This window comes from Acinetobacter sp. ANC 3813 (assembly GCF_002135435.1).
Classification (GTDB): Bacteria; Pseudomonadota; Gammaproteobacteria; order Pseudomonadales; family Moraxellaceae; genus Acinetobacter.
In genome coordinates this window covers 60,015-78,118 of record NZ_NEGK01000004.1, presented here as the reverse complement: position 1 = coordinate 78,118, position 18,104 = coordinate 60,015, and the positions used below count along the sequence as shown (strand labels likewise).

Here is an 18,104-nt window from a genome sequence, read left to right as displayed (position 1 = left end):
AAAGCCCCTGATGAGGGGCTTTTTTATGCACAGTCGTTTTGATTTAAATGGGCTGAGTATTACGCAGCAGCCAATCGAGTACTTCACCTTGCACATGCTGCGCTAAGCGGGTTCTCACCATCTGGTGATAGTCATTCAGCCAAGCTTTTTCCTCAGCATTCATTAATTCTTGGACAATACACTGCGGGTGGATGGGGCAGAGCGTTAACGTTTCAAAGGCTAAAAACTCGCCATAGGTATGGTCTGTAAGCGCTTTGGGCTGATTGACCACTAAGTTTTCAATACGGATGCCGTATTTACCTTCATGATAAAGACCGGGTTCATTCGAGGTGATCATCCCTGCACGCATTTGGGTTGGTGCTGCAGGCGGAGCATAATAAGAAATCACCTGCGGCCCTTCATGCACATTCAGCGCAAAGCCAACGCCGTGACCTGTACCGTGGCGGTAATCCAGTCCGTACTTCCATAAGTTTTGGCGGGTAATGGCATCCAGCAATGGTGAGGCAATTCCCTCTGGGAATACGGTCTGAGCCAAAGCTATGTGGCATTTCAATACCAGTGTGTAGTCACGCTTTTGCTCTGCGCTTGGCACACCAATCGGAACCACGCGGGTAATGTCGGTTGTGCCGTCGCGGTATTGTGCGCCAGAATCAATTAACAGTAAGCCATTGCCTTGAATTTCACTGAACTGCTCAGCTGTCGCGCGGTAATGAGGCAGTGCGCCATTGGCATTAAACCCTGCAATGGTTGAAAAACTTAAGCCAATAAATCCTTCTTGCTCTGCGCGAAATGCAGTGATTTTTTCATCAATGGTCAGTTCATTGATAGACTCGCCGTGAGCAAGTGCAGACTCAAGCCAATGATAAAAATGACATAAGGCTATGCCGTCTTTAATCATGGCATTGCGCATATGCGCAATTTCAGACGGCGCTTTTTGCGATTTAAACAGCGTACTTGGATTAATGTCCTGTATAACTTGATTCTGCTGCAGCGCGTGCAGATGTAAAATCGACACTTTAGCAGGATCGATCAATACCTGCTGCCCAGTAGTCTTCGCTAAGAATGCAGCACTGTCTGCATATGGCAGAATTTCGACTTGATCTGCCTGCAGCTTGTGCACTAAATCTGCTGAACATTTGGCATCATCTATAAACAGTACAGTACGTGTCTGATCAATATATAAATGTGCTAAGAACACTGGGTTGTATTCCACATCGCTGCCGCGGCAATTTAAAATCCATGCAATATCATCCACAGCAGAAACAAAGTGCGCAGTGGCTTGCTTTGCAGTCAGAGCTTCATGGACTTTTGTGATTTTTTGCTTGCGGTCCAAAGCATTTAAATCGTCCTGCATTTGCCAAACAGGCTGCTGCGGCAGAGCGGGGCGATCTGTCCAAACCTCTGCGATCAAATCTAAATCTGTACGCAGCGTTAAAGCGTGCTGTGCAGCCATGTGCTGCAGGCCTTGATATTGCAACACTGAAGTATTTTCAGCATTGACCAAAACTGCTGAATCTTGGCTCAGATTTTCTGAAAGCCATGACGTATAGCTGCTGGCAGGATCTTGAGTCTGTTTCTGCAATACATAGCCCGTATGCTGGAGTTGCTGTTCAGCCTGTACCCAGTAGCGTCCATCCACCCACACGCCAGCAAAATCCTGAGTAATGACCACTGTACCTACAGAGCCAGTAAAACTGGTGAGCCAGCGGCGGATTTGCCAGTGCTCAGGCAAATATTCTGACATATGCGGATCGGCGCTGAGCGCCACAAAGGCATTAATTTGATGCTGCTGCATGTGCTTTCTGACTAAGCTGAGTTTTTCTAAGGGCGTTTGCGTATTCATAAAGTGTCCGCTTGTGCAGGAATAGGGTTTTTCGCCTGGGTTTGTGTGGAATCTGCTGTTTCTGCCTGATTCAGCAATTTGTGTATTGGCTTACGCAGCAGCCATAAAATTATAGCGCCAATCATTAAAGCAATGACGCAGCGTAAAAATAACTCTGGCAAATGCTGTATTTCATCAGCAGAGACTTGGCCGCCCACTAAGCTTGCCATTAAATTGCCAAGTGCAGAAGCAGTAAACCATAAGCCCATCACTTGTCCGCGTAATATTGTAGGCGCAAGTTTGGTCATTGTAGAGAGTCCAATAGGGCTTAAGCACAGTTCACCTAAAGTCAGTAATAACAGTGTGCCAATCAGCCAAAGCGGCGAAACATTGCTGCCGCTGTGCAGCACTTGCATAGAAGCAAGCATCATTAAAATGAAGCCTGCTGCAGCCAGCAAGAGGGCAATACAGAATTTGCTGATGTAGCTCGGATCACGGTTTGACTTGGCCAGCTTCACCCAGAGCCATGCTGTCATTGGGGCGAAAATTACAATTAAGATGGGGTTGATGGATTGGAACCAAACCGCAGGTACTTCATAGCCAAAAATATTACGGTCTGTGAAGTCCTGCGCAAATAAATTGAAGGCTGTCGGTTTTTGCTCAAAGGCTGACCAAAATAAAGCGGCGGCTAAAAGCAAAATAAAGCACACCCCAATTTTCTTTTTCTCTAGGCTGTTTAATTGGGCAAATAGCAGTAGATAAGCAAAATAAGCCACGATGCCAATGCAGATAAAAGCCGTCAGGTATTTGACTAGGGCGAAAGGATTGATTTGAATAATACCTAAACTCACCAAGGCAATCATTACCGCCGTTATACCTAAAAAGCATAGTGCGGCTTTTGGGGCATTTTTATTGCGGTACACAGGTTTATTCCATGTTGCATCATTGCCCTGTAAATGATTAAACGTGGTCAGCTGAGGCACCGTAATTAAACGGAAAATCACTAAAGACAGCAGCATACCAAAGCCGCCTATACCAAAGCCAATATGCCAGCCAAAATCCTTAATTAATAAACCTGTAATTAAAGGCGCAGCCAAAGAACCAAGATTGATGCCCATATAAAACAGTGAAAAACCTGCATCGCGCCGTGAATCCTGCGCTTGATACAAGGTTCCAACGATCACTGAGATACATGTTTTAAATAGCCCGGAGCCAATAACGATTAAAACCAAGCCAAAATAAAAGAAAAATTGATCAAATACTGCAGTGAGGGCAATGGATAAATGCCCCAAGGCAATAATCATAGAGCCATACCAAACCGATTTTTCCTGTCCCAGCCACTGATCAGCCAGCCAGCCGCCAAAAACGGTCATCAGATACATCGAGCCTGCAAATAAACCAACAATGGCGGAGGCGCTAGGACGGTCTAAGCCAAGTCCGCCATTGGCAACCATAGCGGCCATATACAGAATGAGCAGCGGGCGGATGCCGTAATATGAAAAACGCTCCCAGAGTTCTGTAAAAAATAAACCTTTTAAAGGTTTGGGGTGGCCTAAAAAAGCCTGATCATATTGTTTTAAATCTTGAGGCATTCCCAAATCCTTTGAAAATGATTAATAAATATAAGTTTTACAATATATAAAAATAAGTATTTATTGTGCAGATTTTATTCGTAGTGATTTGTAAGGCAATAAAGTGAATTTATAATATTAGTCATTTTAAAAAACAATGATTTAAATATATTTATGGATTGTTTTAAGCATAAAAAAAACCGCCACAGAGGGCGGTTTTTTTAATCCACGGTTAATTCAAAAGAATTAACGGCCTTGGATATCGCGCTGAGTTTCGCCAGTGTAAAGCTGACGAGGGCGGCCGATTTTGTAAGGACCGCTGTGCATTTCTAACCAGTGGCTGATCCAGCCAACAGTACGTGCAAGCGCGAAGATTACAGTAAACATTTCTGTTGGGATACCAATCGCTTTAAGGATGATACCTGAGTAGAAGTCTACGTTAGGGTATAAGTTACGTTTGATGAAGTATTCGTCAGAAAGCGCAATACGTTCAAGTTCCATAGCAAGAGCAAGCTGTGGATCGTTGATGCCAAGTGCAGCAAGAACTTCGTCGCAAGTTTCTTTCATAACTTTAGCGCGTGGGTCGAAGTTTTTGTAAACACGGTGACCGAAGCCCATCAGTTTAACTTCTTTGGTCTTCACTTTTTCCATGAAGCCAGCAACGTTTTCTACAGTGCCGATTTCATCAAGCATCTTAAGAACAGCTTCGTTTGCGCCGCCGTGAGCAGGGCCCCAAAGTGCAGAGATACCAGCAGCAATACATGCATATGGGTTAGCGCCAGTAGAACCAGCTAAACGTACTGTAGAAGTAGACGCGTTTTGTTCGTGGTCAGCATGAAGCGTGAAGATGCGGTCCATTGCTTTAGCAAGAATCGGATCAACTTTATAATCGCGGTCTGCAGGAGTCGCGAACATCATGTGAAGGAAGTTTTCAGCGTAGTTCAAGTCGTTACGCGGATAAACAAACGGCTGACCGATTGTGTATTTGTAGCTCCACGCAGCCAAAGTAGGTACTTTAGCAATTAAGCGGATCGCTGTAATTTCACGGTGGTCAACGTTTTCGATGTCCAAGTTGTTGTGATAGAACGCAGAAAGCGCGCCAACAACACCAACCATGATCGCCATAGGATGCGCATCACGGCGGAAACCGTTGAAGAAACGGCTAACTTGATCGTGAACCATAGTGTGGTTGCGAACTTTAGCGTCGAATTCTTCTTTTTGAGCAGCTGTTGGAAGCTCGCCGTTTAATAACAAGTAGCAAGTTTCTAAGTAATCAGCTTTAGTTGCCAATTGGTCGATCGGGTAACCGCGGTGTAAAAGAACACCTTTGTTGCCATCGATGAAAGTGATTTTAGACTCGCACGCAGCAGTAGCCATAAAACCAGGATCAAAAGTGAAGTGACCTGCGGCCAATACATCTTTAACGTCGATTACATCTGGGCCCAATGTGCCGCTGTAAATTGGTAATTCAATTTCTTTGCCATCAAGCTGTAAAACGGCTTTCTTGCCAGTTGCTTCAGACATTCAATAGATCTCCTGTCCTGGTGAATGTGGATCTGACTCGCAGTGCTAATCTTTTAATGCACGAATCAGACGGATCAAAAATTTGCTCTAAGATTAGAGAGAACTGAAATTTTGTCAATTATACTTATGGATAAAAGTGACGTTCATACAAATGATTAGTCAAAAATTATTCCGATAAAATATGAATAAAATCACAGCATCGGGACGGTATAATAAGTCATATTGAAGGGGAGGTGCAGAGAAAAATACCGATGCTGCTTTAATTGTAAGCAATTTTTTATTCCTAAAAACTCTGAGAATTTTCAAAAATTCAAGCAACTTTGGTGCTTAAAATATTATAAATCTCGTAACTTACAGTGTTTTAAACTTTAGGAGCGCTGTTTTCTTATTCATATTAAAAAGCGCTAAATCCTCTGTATGAAAGCGTTTGATTGATCAAAAAATAGCTTGTTGTTTTCTGTTAGGTGGCGAATTAATGGTCTGTTATACGGATTAACCCATCATTTATGCTGTTTATATATACAAAATATTTTTGATTAAATGAGTTATGCACAGACTAAGTGTTTATTTCAGCTCATGATATTTTGACTTTATTACTGTAAATAAATAACAAACATTTATTTAGAAAATGAATTATTGGTTAAAGCTATAGAACACGCTAAAATTGAAAAGGGCCGTGGTTAAGGGTTTTTGTTCGTCTTTAGTCTAAATTTTAGAAAAACATTTTAGGCCCTAAAAAAACCGTCAAAAAACCATTTAATTTTTTAAAACCAATAACATATTGTTTATCTTCAGGTGCTTTACCTTTCTATAATGTCTTAAGTAGTTGTTAATGATTCTTATTTAAGGACTTTTTTAGTATTTCATCAATTCTGATTGTTTGTATTTTGATACTTCACGTTTTATAATTCAGTGTCGTTAAAATTTTGAGTCGGGACTTGGTTATAAGTTTTGATTCAACAATGCCAGCTTTCCTTCGAATTAATTCCAACAAACTCCGGATGGAGTTTTTACTTACAGGATGCCCGCTGTGAAAAGCAACAGACCTGTCAATTTGTCCATGGGTCAAGTTTTAGAAGTAAACTTAAAATCCCCTGTGGCTATTGCATCAATTCTACACCGTCTTTCTGGTGTCATCGTATTTTTACTCGTACCGGTACTATTGTGGCTTCTAGACAAATCTTTGTCTTCGCCAGAAGGTTTTGCTCAAGTTCAGGCAATCCTTGGCGGCTTCATTGTGCGTTTTATCGTATGGGTATTTGTAGCTGGCTTAATTTTCCACTTTATTGCAGGTGTTAAGCATTTACTTGCTGACCAAGGCATTGCTGAAGAACTGCAAAGTGGTCGAGTAGCATCTACTATCGCATTAATTTTGTCTGCAATCGGTATTATTGCAGCATTTGTATGGATCGTACTCTAATGAAAAGTGCTACTGGTTTTTCGGGTTCAGGTTCTCGCGATTGGTTTATCCAGCGTGTAAGTGCTGTTGTTCTTGCTGTTTATACCGTAGTGGTATTTGGCTGGATCCTTTGTAATGGCGGATTCAACTTTGAACAGTGGTACGGCTTTATGATGACATTGCCAATGAAGATCTTATCTTTACTGGCAGTCTTATCTCTAGTTGCGCATGCATGGATTGGTATGTGGCAAGTTTTCACAGACTATGTGACAACTCGCGCAATGGGTCCTGTCGCTTCAGGCTTACGCTTGGTGCTGACTTCAGCAGTCATTATTGCTGTATTTGCATACGCAATCTGGGCAATCCAGATTTTTTGGGCGAATTGATAGGAAACAATCATGGGCGCTATTACCCCTAAAGAAGATTACACAAATATTCCACACAAAACCTTCGATGCAGTTATCGTTGGCGGCGGTGGTTCAGGTATGCGTGCTTCATATCAGCTTGCTCAAGCGGGTTTGAATGTTGCAGTACTGACTAAAGTATTCCCAACACGTTCTCATACTGTTGCGGCGCAGGGCGGTATCGGTGCATCTCTTGGCAACATGCAAGAAGATAACTGGCACTACCATTTCTACGATACAGTTAAAGGTTCTGACTGGTTAGGTGACCAAGACGCAATCGAGTACATGACTCGCGAAGCGCCTCAAGTTGTTTATGAACTTGAACACCTAGGCATGCCGTTTGACCGTAACGCAGACGGCACAATTTACCAGCGTCCATTCGGCGGCCACGCAGCGAACTATGGTGAAAAGCCAGTTCCGCGCGCATGTGCAGCAGCTGACCGTACAGGTCACGCGCTTCTTCACACGCTGTATCAAGGCAACGTGAAAATGGGCACTCAATTTTTCGTTGAATGGATTGCATTAGATCTAATCCGCAACGAAGCTGGCGATGTGCTGGGCGTAACTGCTTTAGACCAAGAAACCGGTAAAATCGCAGTATTCCAAGCCAAAGCGACATTATTCGCGACTGGCGGTGCTGGCCGTGTATACCGCGCTTCTACAAACGCTTATATCAACACTGGTGACGGTCTTGGTATGGCAGCTCGTGCAGGCATTCCATTGCAAGATATGGAATTCTGGCAATTCCACCCTACGGGTGTTGCGGGCGCAGGCGTATTGCTGACTGAAGGCTGCCGCGGTGAAGGCGCAATCCTTCGCAACGATTCAGGCGAGCCGTTCATGGAGCGCTATGCTCCGACTTTGAAAGACTTGGCGCCGCGTGACTTCGTATCACGTTCTATGGACCAGGAAATCAAAGAAGGTCGTGGCTGTGGTCCGAAGAAAGACTACATCCTGCTTGATATGACGCATTTGGGTGCTGAAACAATCATGAAGCGTCTTCCATCTGTATTCGAGATTGGTAAGAAATTCGCGAACGTTGACATCACTAAAGAGCCAATTCCAGTAGTGCCGACTATCCATTATCAAATGGGTGGTATTCCTACAAACATTCATGGCCAAGTTGTTTTGCCTGAAAGTGCTGAAACTCAAGCATTTGAAGCGAACTACAACAAAGAAACTGGTGTTTACTCACACAATGCAGGCGACCGTGATTTCACTAAGCCTGTAAAAGGTTTCTATGCAATCGGCGAATGTTCTTGCGTGTCTGTACATGGTGCAAACCGTTTAGGTACAAACTCACTGCTTGACTTGGTTGTATTTGGTAAAGCTGCTGGCGAACACATTATTGATTACGTGACTAAACACCACGGTGATGAATACGCTCCGCTTCCTACAACTGTTCTTGAAAATACCTACAAGCGTATTCAGATTCTTGATGAATCGACTTCAGGTGAAAATGCTCAAGAAGTTGCAGATGCAATCCGTGATATCGTTCAAGACCACGCTGGTGTATTCCGTACATCTGCACTTCTTGAAGAAGGTGTGAAACAGATTCTTGCAATTGAACCGCGCGTACGCAACATTCATTTGAAAGACAAATCTAAAGTATTCAACACTGCCCGTATTGAAGCGCTTGAAGTTGAAAACCTGTATGAAGTTGCGAAAGCGACACTGATTTCTGCTGCTGCGCGTAAAGAATGCCGCGGTGCGCATACAGTGGTTGATTTTGAAGAATCACCGGATCATGCAGAATATCCTTACGGCCGCCGCGATGATACGTGGATGAAGCATACATTATGGTTCTCTGTAGATAACCATCTTGAGTACAAGCCAGTTCGCTACAAGCCGCTGTCTGTAGATGCTATCCCACCTAAACCGCGTACATTCTAATTAGGAGAAGTAAGATGAGTAGAGGTACTCGTACATTTAATATCTACCGCTACGATCCTGATAAGGATAAAGCACCGTACATGCAAACTTTCAAGCTTGAATTGACTGATAAGCACCGTATGTTGCTTGATGCGCTTCTTGCATTGAAAGTTCAAGACGAATCTTTAACTTTCCGCCGTTCTTGCCGTGAAGGTATTTGCGGTTCGGATGGTGTAAACATCAATGGTAAAAATGGTTTAGCGTGTCTTTGGAACCTAAACGATTTGCCTGATGTGATCACAATCCGTCCTTTACCGGGTTTGCCAGTGGTAAAAGATTTAGTTGTGGATATGAACCAGTTCTACGATCAGTATGACAAAATTCAGCCATTCCTAATCAACAACCAGCCTGCACCTGCTAAAGAGCGTTTACAGTCTCCAGAAGAGCGTGAACACTTGGATGGTTTGTACGAATGTATTCTTTGTGCATGCTGTTCAACTTCATGCCCATCATTCTGGTGGAACCCAGACAAGTTCTTGGGTCCTTCAGCGTTGCTAAATGCTTACCGTTTCATTATTGATTCGCGTGATACAGCAACTCAAGAGCGTTTGGAGCGTCTTGACGACCCGTTCTCTCTATTCCGTTGCAAAGGCATTATGAACTGTGTGTCTGTTTGTCCTAAGGGTTTGAACCCGACGAAGGCAATTGGCCATATCCGCAGCATGATGTTTGATCAAGCTGGCTAATCAGTCTTTGATTGAAAAAAAAGCGCATCAATTGATGCGCTTTTTTTTATGATTGAATTTTCGATTTAAGCCTTTGCAAGATATTGAATATTGAAATGATAGCTTTAAGTTATGATTCATCTTGATGCTTAAAAATATTGTGATGAGTTTGCTGAATTTTGATGAATTGTTTTTGAATGGGTAAAAATGATTGATGAAAAAATGAGGTAAAGGCGCTTTTGGGCTGTTAAAGGAGTTTGAAAATGTTATCATGTAACGTATACGGAGCGTAGATAGCAAAATCACGCTCCTTTTTATTAGGTGTATTTTATGAATGATTTGGTGAAATAGACTTTGGTCTAAATTGTAAGATCATTTTTTATAACGCACCATATCTTAGAGTAAAATACTGAGAATGTATTTAGCTGGTTTATGAGAGGTATGTGTCAAAAAAATCAATTGAAAAGACATAACGTGTTAGCATTTAACATACCGTTATATGTGAAATTTGAACGCTAAATACGTACATTTTTTCAACATTTTAGCTGTTAAAGACAGTATATAAATGTATAAAAAACCGGTTTAGAAAAAGTAAAGCGCATGAGTTATTTTTTCTAAGACGATTTGCAAAAAATTGCCCGGTTTCGGCCGGGTATAACAATGAGTAATGATGTCGCTGAGGGGCGTTATTGTTCATTAATCACATTGGGAATTCCTAATGTAGTGATAACGCGCCTCATGGCTTAAGCCTAATGGGGACTAATGTCATGTTACCAATTTGACATTAATAATCATGGGTTCGCTTAAAAAGCATCCTGAAATGTTTTTGCAATAGGAAATGGGTCCACAAATGCAAGAAGTTGCTGACGCACTGCGTCTTGACACTGAACTTTCCGCTGACAGTGCAGCGTATATTGAAGAACTTTATGAGCAGTATTTAACCGCTCCAGACTCAGTAGAAGCTGACTGGCGCGCATACTTCGATAAATTCCCGAAAGGCGACCAGCCACACAGCAATGTACGTGAGCAATTCCTACTATTAGGACGTAACTCAAACCGTGTTCAGCCTGTTGTTCAAAGTACAGTAAGTTCTGAGCATGAGCGCCGTCAAATTGGCGTATTGCAATTAATTGCTGCCTACCGTAACCGCGGTCATCAAAAAGCAAAACTAGATCCACTTGGTTTGGCTAAGCGTGAGCAGGCATTTGATTTAGAATTAGATGCACATGGCTTAACAAAGTCAGATTTGGACACAGTTTTCAATACAGGCAACCTAGCGATTGGCAAAGCTGAAGCTACGCTAGGCGAAATGGTTCAAGCCATGGAAGCAACTTACTGTGCTTCTATTGGTACAGAATACATGCACATCGTGGATACTAAAGAAAAACGCTGGATTCAGCAGCGTCTTGAAAGTGCACGCGGTCAATTCGGTTTTAATGCAGATCAGAAAAAACACGTTCTTGAGCGTTTAACTGCAGCTGAAGGCCTTGAAAAATATCTAGGCAACAAATTTGTCGGCGCTAAGCGTTTCGGTGTTGAGGGCGGTGAATCTTTCATCCCTATGGTTGATGCCGTAATTCAGCGTGCAGGTTCTGTAGGCTGTAAAGAAGTTGTAATTGGTATGCCTCACCGCGGCCGTTTAAACCTTCTTGTCAACATCATGGGTAAAAACCCAGCAGATCTTTTTGGTGAATTTGAAGGCAAATCACTGCATAAAAAAGGTTCTGGTGACGTTAAGTACCACCAAGGTTTCTCTTCAAACGTAATGACTTCAGGTGGCGAAGTTCACTTGGCATTGGCGTTTAACCCATCGCACTTGGAAATTGTCGGTCCTGTAGTTGAAGGTTCTGTACGCGCACGTCAAGTACGCCGTAAAGACATTGGCGGTGATGATGTATTGCCGATCATTGTGCACGGTGATGCTGCATTTGCAGGTCAGGGTGTAAACCAAGAAACTTTCCAAATGTCGCAAACTCGCGGTTATACAGTTGGCGGTACAGTTCACATCGTTGTCAACAACCAAGTGGGCTTCACGACTTCTGATCCACGCGATGCACGTTCTACAGAATACTGTACTGACATTGCGAAAATGATTCAGGCGCCAATTTTCCATGTGAATGGCGATGATCCTGAGTCTGTATTGTTTGTTGCTCAATTGGCGCATGACTTCCGTCATACATTCCGTAAAGATGTTGTGATTGACATGTTCTGCTACCGTCGTCGCGGTCATAACGAAGCGGACGAGCCAGCAGCAACTCAGCCAATGATGTATCAAGTGATCAACAAAAAAGCGACGACTCGTACGCTTTATGCAGATCAGCTTGTACAGCAAAATGTATTGGACCGCGCTTCTGCTGATGCGATGGTTGAACAATACCGTTCTGATCTTGAAGCAGGCAAGCACGTTGCAAATGCTTTGGTATTAGAGCCAAATACGAAAATGTTCGTAGACTGGACGCCATACTTAGGTCATGACTACACAGACAACTGGGATACAACTTTCCCAATCGAGCGCTTAAAAGAGCTTGGTACTAAAATGCGCGAGCTTCCAGAAGGCTTCGTGATGCAGCGTCAAGTATCTAAAGTGATTGATGACCGTCTGAAAATGCAGACTGGTGAAATGCCGCTGAACTGGGGTGCTGCTGAAACTTTAGCATACGCTACAATTTTGGATGAAGGCTTCCTTGTTCGTTTAACAGGTGAAGACGTTGGCCGCGGTACATTCTCACACCGTCATGCAAAACTTCATAACCAAGTAGACGGTTCAACTTACATTCCATTATGTAACTTGAAAGAAAACCAGCCGCGTACTGCAATTTATGACTCTTTATTGTCAGAAATGGCGGTTCTTGCATTCGAATACGGCTATGCAACGACTCTTCCGAAGAGCCTTGTCATTTGGGAAGCGCAATTCGGTGATTTCGCTAACTGTGCACAGGTTGTAATCGATCAGTTCATCGCGTCTGGCGAAACGAAGTGGGAACGCGTATGCGGTCTGACTATGCTTCTTCCGCACGGTTTTGAAGGTCAAGGTCCAGAGCATTCATCTGCACGTTTAGAACGTTTCTTACAGCTTTGCGCTGAAGACAACATGCAAGTGATGACTCCAACTACGCCTGCGCAGATTTTCCATGCAATGCGCCGTCAAGCGCTGCGTCCAATCCGCAAGCCAATGATCATCACATCGCCGAAGTCTCTTCTTCGTCACAAACTTGCAACGTCTACTTTAGATGAGCTTGCAACTGGCACATTCCAGACAGTGATTGATGAAATCGACAACATCAACAAATCAGACGTAACCCGTTTAGTGCTTTGCGGCGGTAAGGTTTACTACGATCTACTTGAAAAACGTCGTGAGCAGGAATTGAATAACACGGCAATTGTCCGCATTGAACAATTGTATCCGTACCCAGAACAACGTATTGCTGAAGTGCTTGCTTCATATCCAAACGTGACTGAAGTTGTTTGGACTCAAGAAGAGCCGAAGAACCAAGGTGCGTGGCTGTTCATTGCTCCGCGTCTGTATGACGACGTAATGAAAGCGGGTAAACAAGTACGTATCAGCTATGCAGGTCGTGAAGCTTCTGCTGCACCGGCTTGTGGTTCACCATATTTGCATGCAAAACAACAAGCTCAGCTCGTAAATGACGCTTTAGCGATCGCAGCTGAATAACAGGAGATTCTTAGTAATGGCAACCGAAATTAAAGCACCGGTATTCCCAGAGTCAGTTGCTGACGGAACGATCGCAACTTGGCACAAACAGCCTGGTGAAGCAGTATCACGTGATGAAGTGATCTGCGATATTGAAACAGATAAAGTTGTTTTAGAAGTTGTTGCTCCTGCTGACGGTACAATTGCATCTATCATTAAAAACGAAGGCGATACAGTGCTTTCTAGCGAAGTGATTGCTCAGTTTGAAGAAGGCGCGCTTTCTGGCGCTGCTGAAACTCAAGCAGTTCAATCTGAAGCGAATGTAGAACAAGCTGCTGCGAAAACTGAAGCAGGCAACGCGCCTGTCGTTGAACGCGCTCAGCCTGTTTCTGACCAAGCGCCTGCAGTGCGTAAAGCATTGACTGAGTCTGGTATTGCTGCTTCTGACGTATCTGGTACTGGCCGCGGCGGCCGCATCACGAAAGAAGATGTTGCGAATCATCAAGCTAAACCTGCTGCTCCAGCAGCTGCGCCTCTAAGCGTTGCAGTTGGTGAGCGTGTTGAAAAACGCGTTCCAATGACTCGTCTTCGTAAGCGTGTTGCTGAACGTCTTCTTGCTGCAACTCAAGAAACAGCAATGTTGACTACGTTCAACGAAGTGAACATGAAACCAATCATGGAAATGCGCAACCAATATAAAGATGCTTTTGAAAAGCGTCATGGCGCGCGTCTTGGCTTCATGTCATTCTTCGTTAAAGCAGCGACTGAAGCGCTTAAACGCTACCCAGCTGTAAACGCTTCTATTGATGGCGAAGACATCGTTTACCACGGTTTCTATGACATCGGTGTTGCTGTATCTTCTGACCGCGGTCTTGTGGTTCCTGTTCTTCGTGATACAGACCGCATGAACTATGCAGAAGTAGAAAATGGCATCCGTGCATACGCTGGTAAAGCGCGTGACGGTAAATTGGGTATTGAAGACATGACTGGCGGTACGTTCACCATTACTAATGGCGGTACTTTCGGTTCATTGCTTTCTACACCTATCTTGAACACGCCGCAAACTGCGATTCTTGGCATGCACAAAATCCAAGAGCGTCCTATGGCGGTGAATGGTCAAGTAGAGATCTTGCCGATGATGTATCTAGCGCTTTCTTATGACCACCGTTTAATCGATGGTAAAGAAGCTGTAGGCTTCCTTGTAACAATCAAAGAATTGTTAGAAGAGCCAGCTCGACTTATCCTTGATCTTTAATACTTCAGAATAAATCCATGGGCTTAGAGTGATCCTCTAAGCCCATTTTTGGAGATACACATGTCTCAACAGTTTGATTTAGTAGTAATTGGCGGCGGTCCTGGCGGTTATGAAGCTGCAATCCGCGCTGCACAGTTAGGCTTTAAAGTAGCCTGCATCGAAAAACGCATCCACAAAGGCAAGCCATCACTAGGCGGTACTTGCTTAAACGTGGGCTGTATCCCTTCTAAAGCATTGCTTGACTCTTCACACCGTTATGAAGATACCGTTCATCACTTAGATGACCACGGTATTACCACTGGTGAAGTGAAGTTTGATCTGGCAAAACTGCTTGACCGTAAAGACAAAATTGTTAACCAATTAACTATGGGTATTGATGGCCTGCTTAAAGGCAATGGTATCGAATGGTTAAAAGGTACAGGTAAATTGCTTGCGGGTAAAAAAGTTGAGTTTGTATCTCACGAAGGTGAAACTCAAATTTTAGAACCTAAATATGTGATTCTTGCATCTGGTTCTGTGCCTGTAAATATTCCTGTTGCTCCTGTAGATCAAGACGTTATTGTTGATTCTACTGGCGCGCTTGAGTTCCCAGAAGTGCCTAAGCGTTTAGGTGTGATTGGTGCAGGCGTTATTGGTTTAGAGCTTGGTTCAGTTTGGCGCCGTCTTGGTTCAGAAGTTGTTGTATTTGAAGCAATGGATGCATTCTTGCCGATGGCTGATAAAGCTTTGGCAAAAGACTACCAAAAAGTATTGACTAAACAAGGTCTTGATATCCGTGTTGGCGCTAAAGTTGCCGGTACGGAAGTGAATGGCCGTGAAGTTACAGTTCAGTACACTCAAGGTGGCGAAGACAAAACCCAAACTTTCGATAAATTGATCGTTTGTGTTGGCCGTAAAGCATATGCAGAAGGTTTATTGGCTGAAGATTCAGGCATTAAACTCACTGAGCGCGGTCTAGTTGAAGTAAACGATTGGTGTGCAACTTCTGTTGAAGGCGTATACGCAATTGGTGACTTGGTACGCGGTCCAATGCTTGCGCATAAAGCAATGGAAGAAGGCGTAATGGCTGTTGAACGTATGCACGGTCACGCAGCTCAAGTGAACTACGACACAATCATTTCTGTAATCTACACACACCCAGAAGCGGCGTGGGTTGGTTTAACAGAAGAGCAAGCGAAAGAAAAAGGCCACGAAGTTAAAACGGGTCAATTTGGTTTCGCTGCCAATGGTCGTGCAATGGCTGCTGGCGAAAACGCGGGCTTTGTTAAGTTTGTTGCTGATGCAAAAACAGATCGTTTATTGGGTATGCACGTCATTGGGCCTGCAGCGTCTGATATCGTACACCAAGGTATGATTGCACTTGAGTTTGTATCTTCTGTGGAAGATCTTCAGTTGATGACTTTTGGTCACCCAACATTCTCTGAAGTGGTTCATGAAGCTGCACTGGCAGTGGATGGACGAGCGATTCACGCGATTCAGCGTAAACGTAAATAAGATGAAAAAAAGAGCGGCTTAGGCCGCTCTTTTTGTATTTGGTGGTTGTTTTTGTATGAACAATCATCTAAAAAGAAAGAGAAGAAAAGTTTTAAAAATAATCAGTTCTGACGAGGGATGCCAGAAACTGTTGGGTAATAACAAAGCGAAAAACAGTAAAAAGGTAAACAATGAATCTACACGAGTATCAAGCCAAAGCGCTATTAAAAAAATATGGAATGCCGGTTCAAGAAGGCATTTTAGCCACCAATGCAGAAGAAACAGTTCAAGCGTTTGAACAGCTGGGCGGTAAATTTGCGGTATTGAAAGCGCAAGTGCATGCAGGCGGCCGCGGTAAAGCGGGCGGCGTAAAAGTGGTTAAAACAGCGCAAGAAGCCGCTGACTACGCCATCAGCATTATCGGTACGCGTTTAGTGACTTATCAAACCGATGCCAATGGTCAGCCGGTAAACAGCATTTTAGTGGCTGAAGATGTTTATCCAGTAGAGCGTGAGCTGTATTTAGGCGCTGTGGTAGACCGTTCAAGCCGCCGTGTGACCTTTATGGCATCGACTGAAGGCGGTGTGGAAATTGAAAAAGTTGCAGAAGAAACGCCTGAAAAAATCATAAAAGTCGAAGTTGATCCGCTGGTGGGGCTATTGCCGTTCCAAGCGCGTGAAGTCGCGTTTCAGCTGGGTTTAAAAGACCAGCAAATCGGTCAATTTGTCAAAATCATGACTGCAGCCTATCAGGCATTTATCGAAAATGATTTTGCTCTGTTTGAAATCAATCCGCTGTCAGTGCGTGAAAATGGCGACATTTTATGTGTGGATGCCAAAGTCGGAATCGATTCAAACGCGCTTTACCGTTTGCCAGAAGTTGTGGCAATGCGTGATAAATCTCAAGAGAACGAGCGCGAGCTAAAAGCGTCTGAGTTTGATCTGAACTATGTTGCACTTGAGGGCAATATTGGCTGTATGGTCAATGGCGCAGGTCTGGCCATGGCTACGATGGATATTATTAAGCTGTATGGCGGCCAGCCAGCCAACTTCCTAGATGTAGGCGGCGGTGCGACCAAAGACCGCGTGATTGAAGCGTTTAAAATTATTTTATCGGATGCATCGGTAAAAGGCGTATTGATTAATATTTTTGGCGGCATTGTACGCTGTGACATGATTGCTGAAGCAATTATTGCGGCGGTTCAAGAAGTAAATGTCACCGTTCCGGTGGTTGTCCGTTTAGAGGGCAACAATGCGGAATTGGGTGCAAAAATACTGGATGAATCGAATTTAACTTTAATTTCTGCCAGCGGCCTAGCGGATGCTGCAGAAAAAATTGTTGCTGCAGTAAAAGCTTAAGGAGGATCAATCATGAGCGTATTAGTTAATAAAGACACCAAAGTATTGGTACAGGGCTTTACCGGAAAAAATGGCACCTTCCATTCTGCGCAGGCTTTAGATTACGGCACGAAAGTTGTCGGCGGTGTAACGCCAGGCAAAGGCGGCACGACACATTTAGATTTACCTGTTTTCAATACCATGAATGACGCTGTAAAAGCGACTGGCGCAGATGCCTCTGTCATTTATGTGCCAGCGCCTTTTGTATTGGATTCGATTGTAGAGGCGGTTGATTCAGGCATAGGCTTGATTGTGGTGATTACTGAAGGTGTGCCGACCCTAGATATGCTTAAAGCCAAACGTTATTTGGAAACCTATGGCAATAATGCACGTTTAATCGGGCCAAACTGTCCGGGCATTATTACGCCGGGTGAATGCAAAATCGGTATTATGCCGGGGCATATTCACCAGCCGGGTAAAATTGGCATCATTTCACGTTCAGGGACACTGACTTATGAAGCTGTTTCTCAAACGACGAAGCTGGGGCTGGGGCAGTCGACGTGTATCGGTATTGGTGGTGATCCAATTCCAGGTATGAATCAAATTGATTGTTTGAAGCTATTCCAAGATGACCCGCAAACTGAAGCGATCATTATGATTGGTGAAATTGGCGGTACGGCGGAAGAAGAAGCGGCTGAGTATATTCAATCCCATGTGACCAAGCCTGTGGTTGGCTATATTGCTGGTGTAACTGCTCCGAAAGGCAAACGCATGGGGCATGCCGGCGCGATTATTTCTGGCGGCAAAGGCACGGCAGAAGAAAAATTTGCTGCTTTTGAAAAAGCGGGTATGGCCTATACGCGCAGCCCAGCAGAGTTAGGTTCTACAATGCTGCAGGTATTGAAAGATAAAAATCTCGCTTGAATCGAGTGATGAAAAATCAAGCTCCCTATATGGGGGCTTTTTTTGTGTTCTTATTGTTTGAATAAGCAAAAAATAAAACAAATGTGGAGCAATTTTGAAGATATAAGTCCAATTGCTTACATAAATAGAAGACTATTTAAGCTTAT

Annotated in this window: 12 protein-coding genes; 9 read left to right on the top strand and 3 right to left on the bottom strand. The window is 43.8% G+C overall.

Annotated features, from left to right (window positions below):
* Positions 1-43: 43 nt before the first annotated feature.
* The 3 genes from B9T34_RS07345 to gltA form a co-directional block, all read right to left on the bottom strand.
* Positions 44-1,843 carry an aminopeptidase P family protein gene (locus B9T34_RS07345; RefSeq protein ID WP_086212516.1) on the bottom strand — a complete coding sequence of 600 codons (1,800 nt, stop codon included), beginning with the start codon at positions 1,841-1,843 and terminating at the stop codon, positions 44-46.
* Positions 1,840-3,414, bottom strand: coding sequence for a peptide MFS transporter (locus tag B9T34_RS07340; RefSeq protein WP_086212515.1), 1,575 nt, complete (start codon positions 3,412-3,414; stop codon positions 1,840-1,842). The genes B9T34_RS07345 and B9T34_RS07340 overlap by 4 nt, the downstream gene beginning before the upstream one ends.
* A gap of 225 nt (positions 3,415-3,639) precedes the next feature.
* Positions 3,640-4,917, bottom strand: coding sequence for a citrate synthase (gene gltA / locus B9T34_RS07335; protein WP_086212514.1), 1,278 nt, complete (start codon positions 4,915-4,917; stop codon positions 3,640-3,642).
* 1,021 nt (positions 4,918-5,938) lie between these two features.
* Here gltA and sdhC point away from each other — a divergent pair.
* From sdhC to sucD, 9 genes are all read left to right on the top strand, one after another.
* Complete coding sequence (sdhC, locus tag B9T34_RS07330) at positions 5,939-6,337, top strand: succinate dehydrogenase, cytochrome b556 subunit (protein ID WP_086212513.1); 399 nt, start codon at positions 5,939-5,941, stop codon at positions 6,335-6,337.
* Entirely contained in the window at positions 6,337-6,702 is a 366-nt protein-coding gene (gene sdhD / locus B9T34_RS07325; RefSeq protein WP_086212512.1) for a succinate dehydrogenase, hydrophobic membrane anchor protein, read from the top strand. Before sdhC ends, sdhD begins: the two co-directional genes overlap by 1 nt.
* Before the next feature lie 12 nt (positions 6,703-6,714).
* Complete coding sequence (locus tag B9T34_RS07320; RefSeq protein WP_086212511.1) at positions 6,715-8,613, top strand: FAD-binding protein; 1,899 nt, start codon at positions 6,715-6,717, stop codon at positions 8,611-8,613.
* A 14-nt stretch (positions 8,614-8,627) separates the two neighbouring features.
* Positions 8,628-9,338, top strand: a complete 711-nt coding sequence (locus B9T34_RS07315; protein ID WP_086212510.1) for a succinate dehydrogenase iron-sulfur subunit — start codon at positions 8,628-8,630, stop codon at positions 9,336-9,338.
* An 829-nt stretch (positions 9,339-10,167) separates the two neighbouring features.
* Entirely contained in the window at positions 10,168-12,990 is a 2,823-nt protein-coding gene (locus B9T34_RS07310) for a 2-oxoglutarate dehydrogenase E1 component (protein ID WP_086212770.1), read from the top strand.
* Between the two features lie 16 nt (positions 12,991-13,006).
* Positions 13,007-14,224, top strand: coding sequence for a 2-oxoglutarate dehydrogenase complex dihydrolipoyllysine-residue succinyltransferase (gene odhB, locus B9T34_RS07305; protein ID WP_086212509.1), 1,218 nt, complete (start codon positions 13,007-13,009; stop codon positions 14,222-14,224).
* Between the two features lie 60 nt (positions 14,225-14,284).
* Positions 14,285-15,718 (top strand): dihydrolipoyl dehydrogenase, encoded by a 1,434-nt coding sequence (gene lpdA, locus B9T34_RS07300; RefSeq protein WP_086212508.1) that lies wholly within the window; start codon positions 14,285-14,287, stop codon positions 15,716-15,718.
* Between the two features lie 170 nt (positions 15,719-15,888).
* Complete coding sequence (gene sucC, locus B9T34_RS07295) at positions 15,889-17,055, top strand: ADP-forming succinate--CoA ligase subunit beta (protein ID WP_086212507.1); 1,167 nt, start codon at positions 15,889-15,891, stop codon at positions 17,053-17,055.
* Between the two features lie 12 nt (positions 17,056-17,067).
* Positions 17,068-17,958, top strand: coding sequence for a succinate--CoA ligase subunit alpha (gene sucD / locus B9T34_RS07290; protein WP_086212506.1), 891 nt, complete (start codon positions 17,068-17,070; stop codon positions 17,956-17,958).
* The last annotated feature ends 146 nt before the right edge of the window (positions 17,959-18,104 follow it).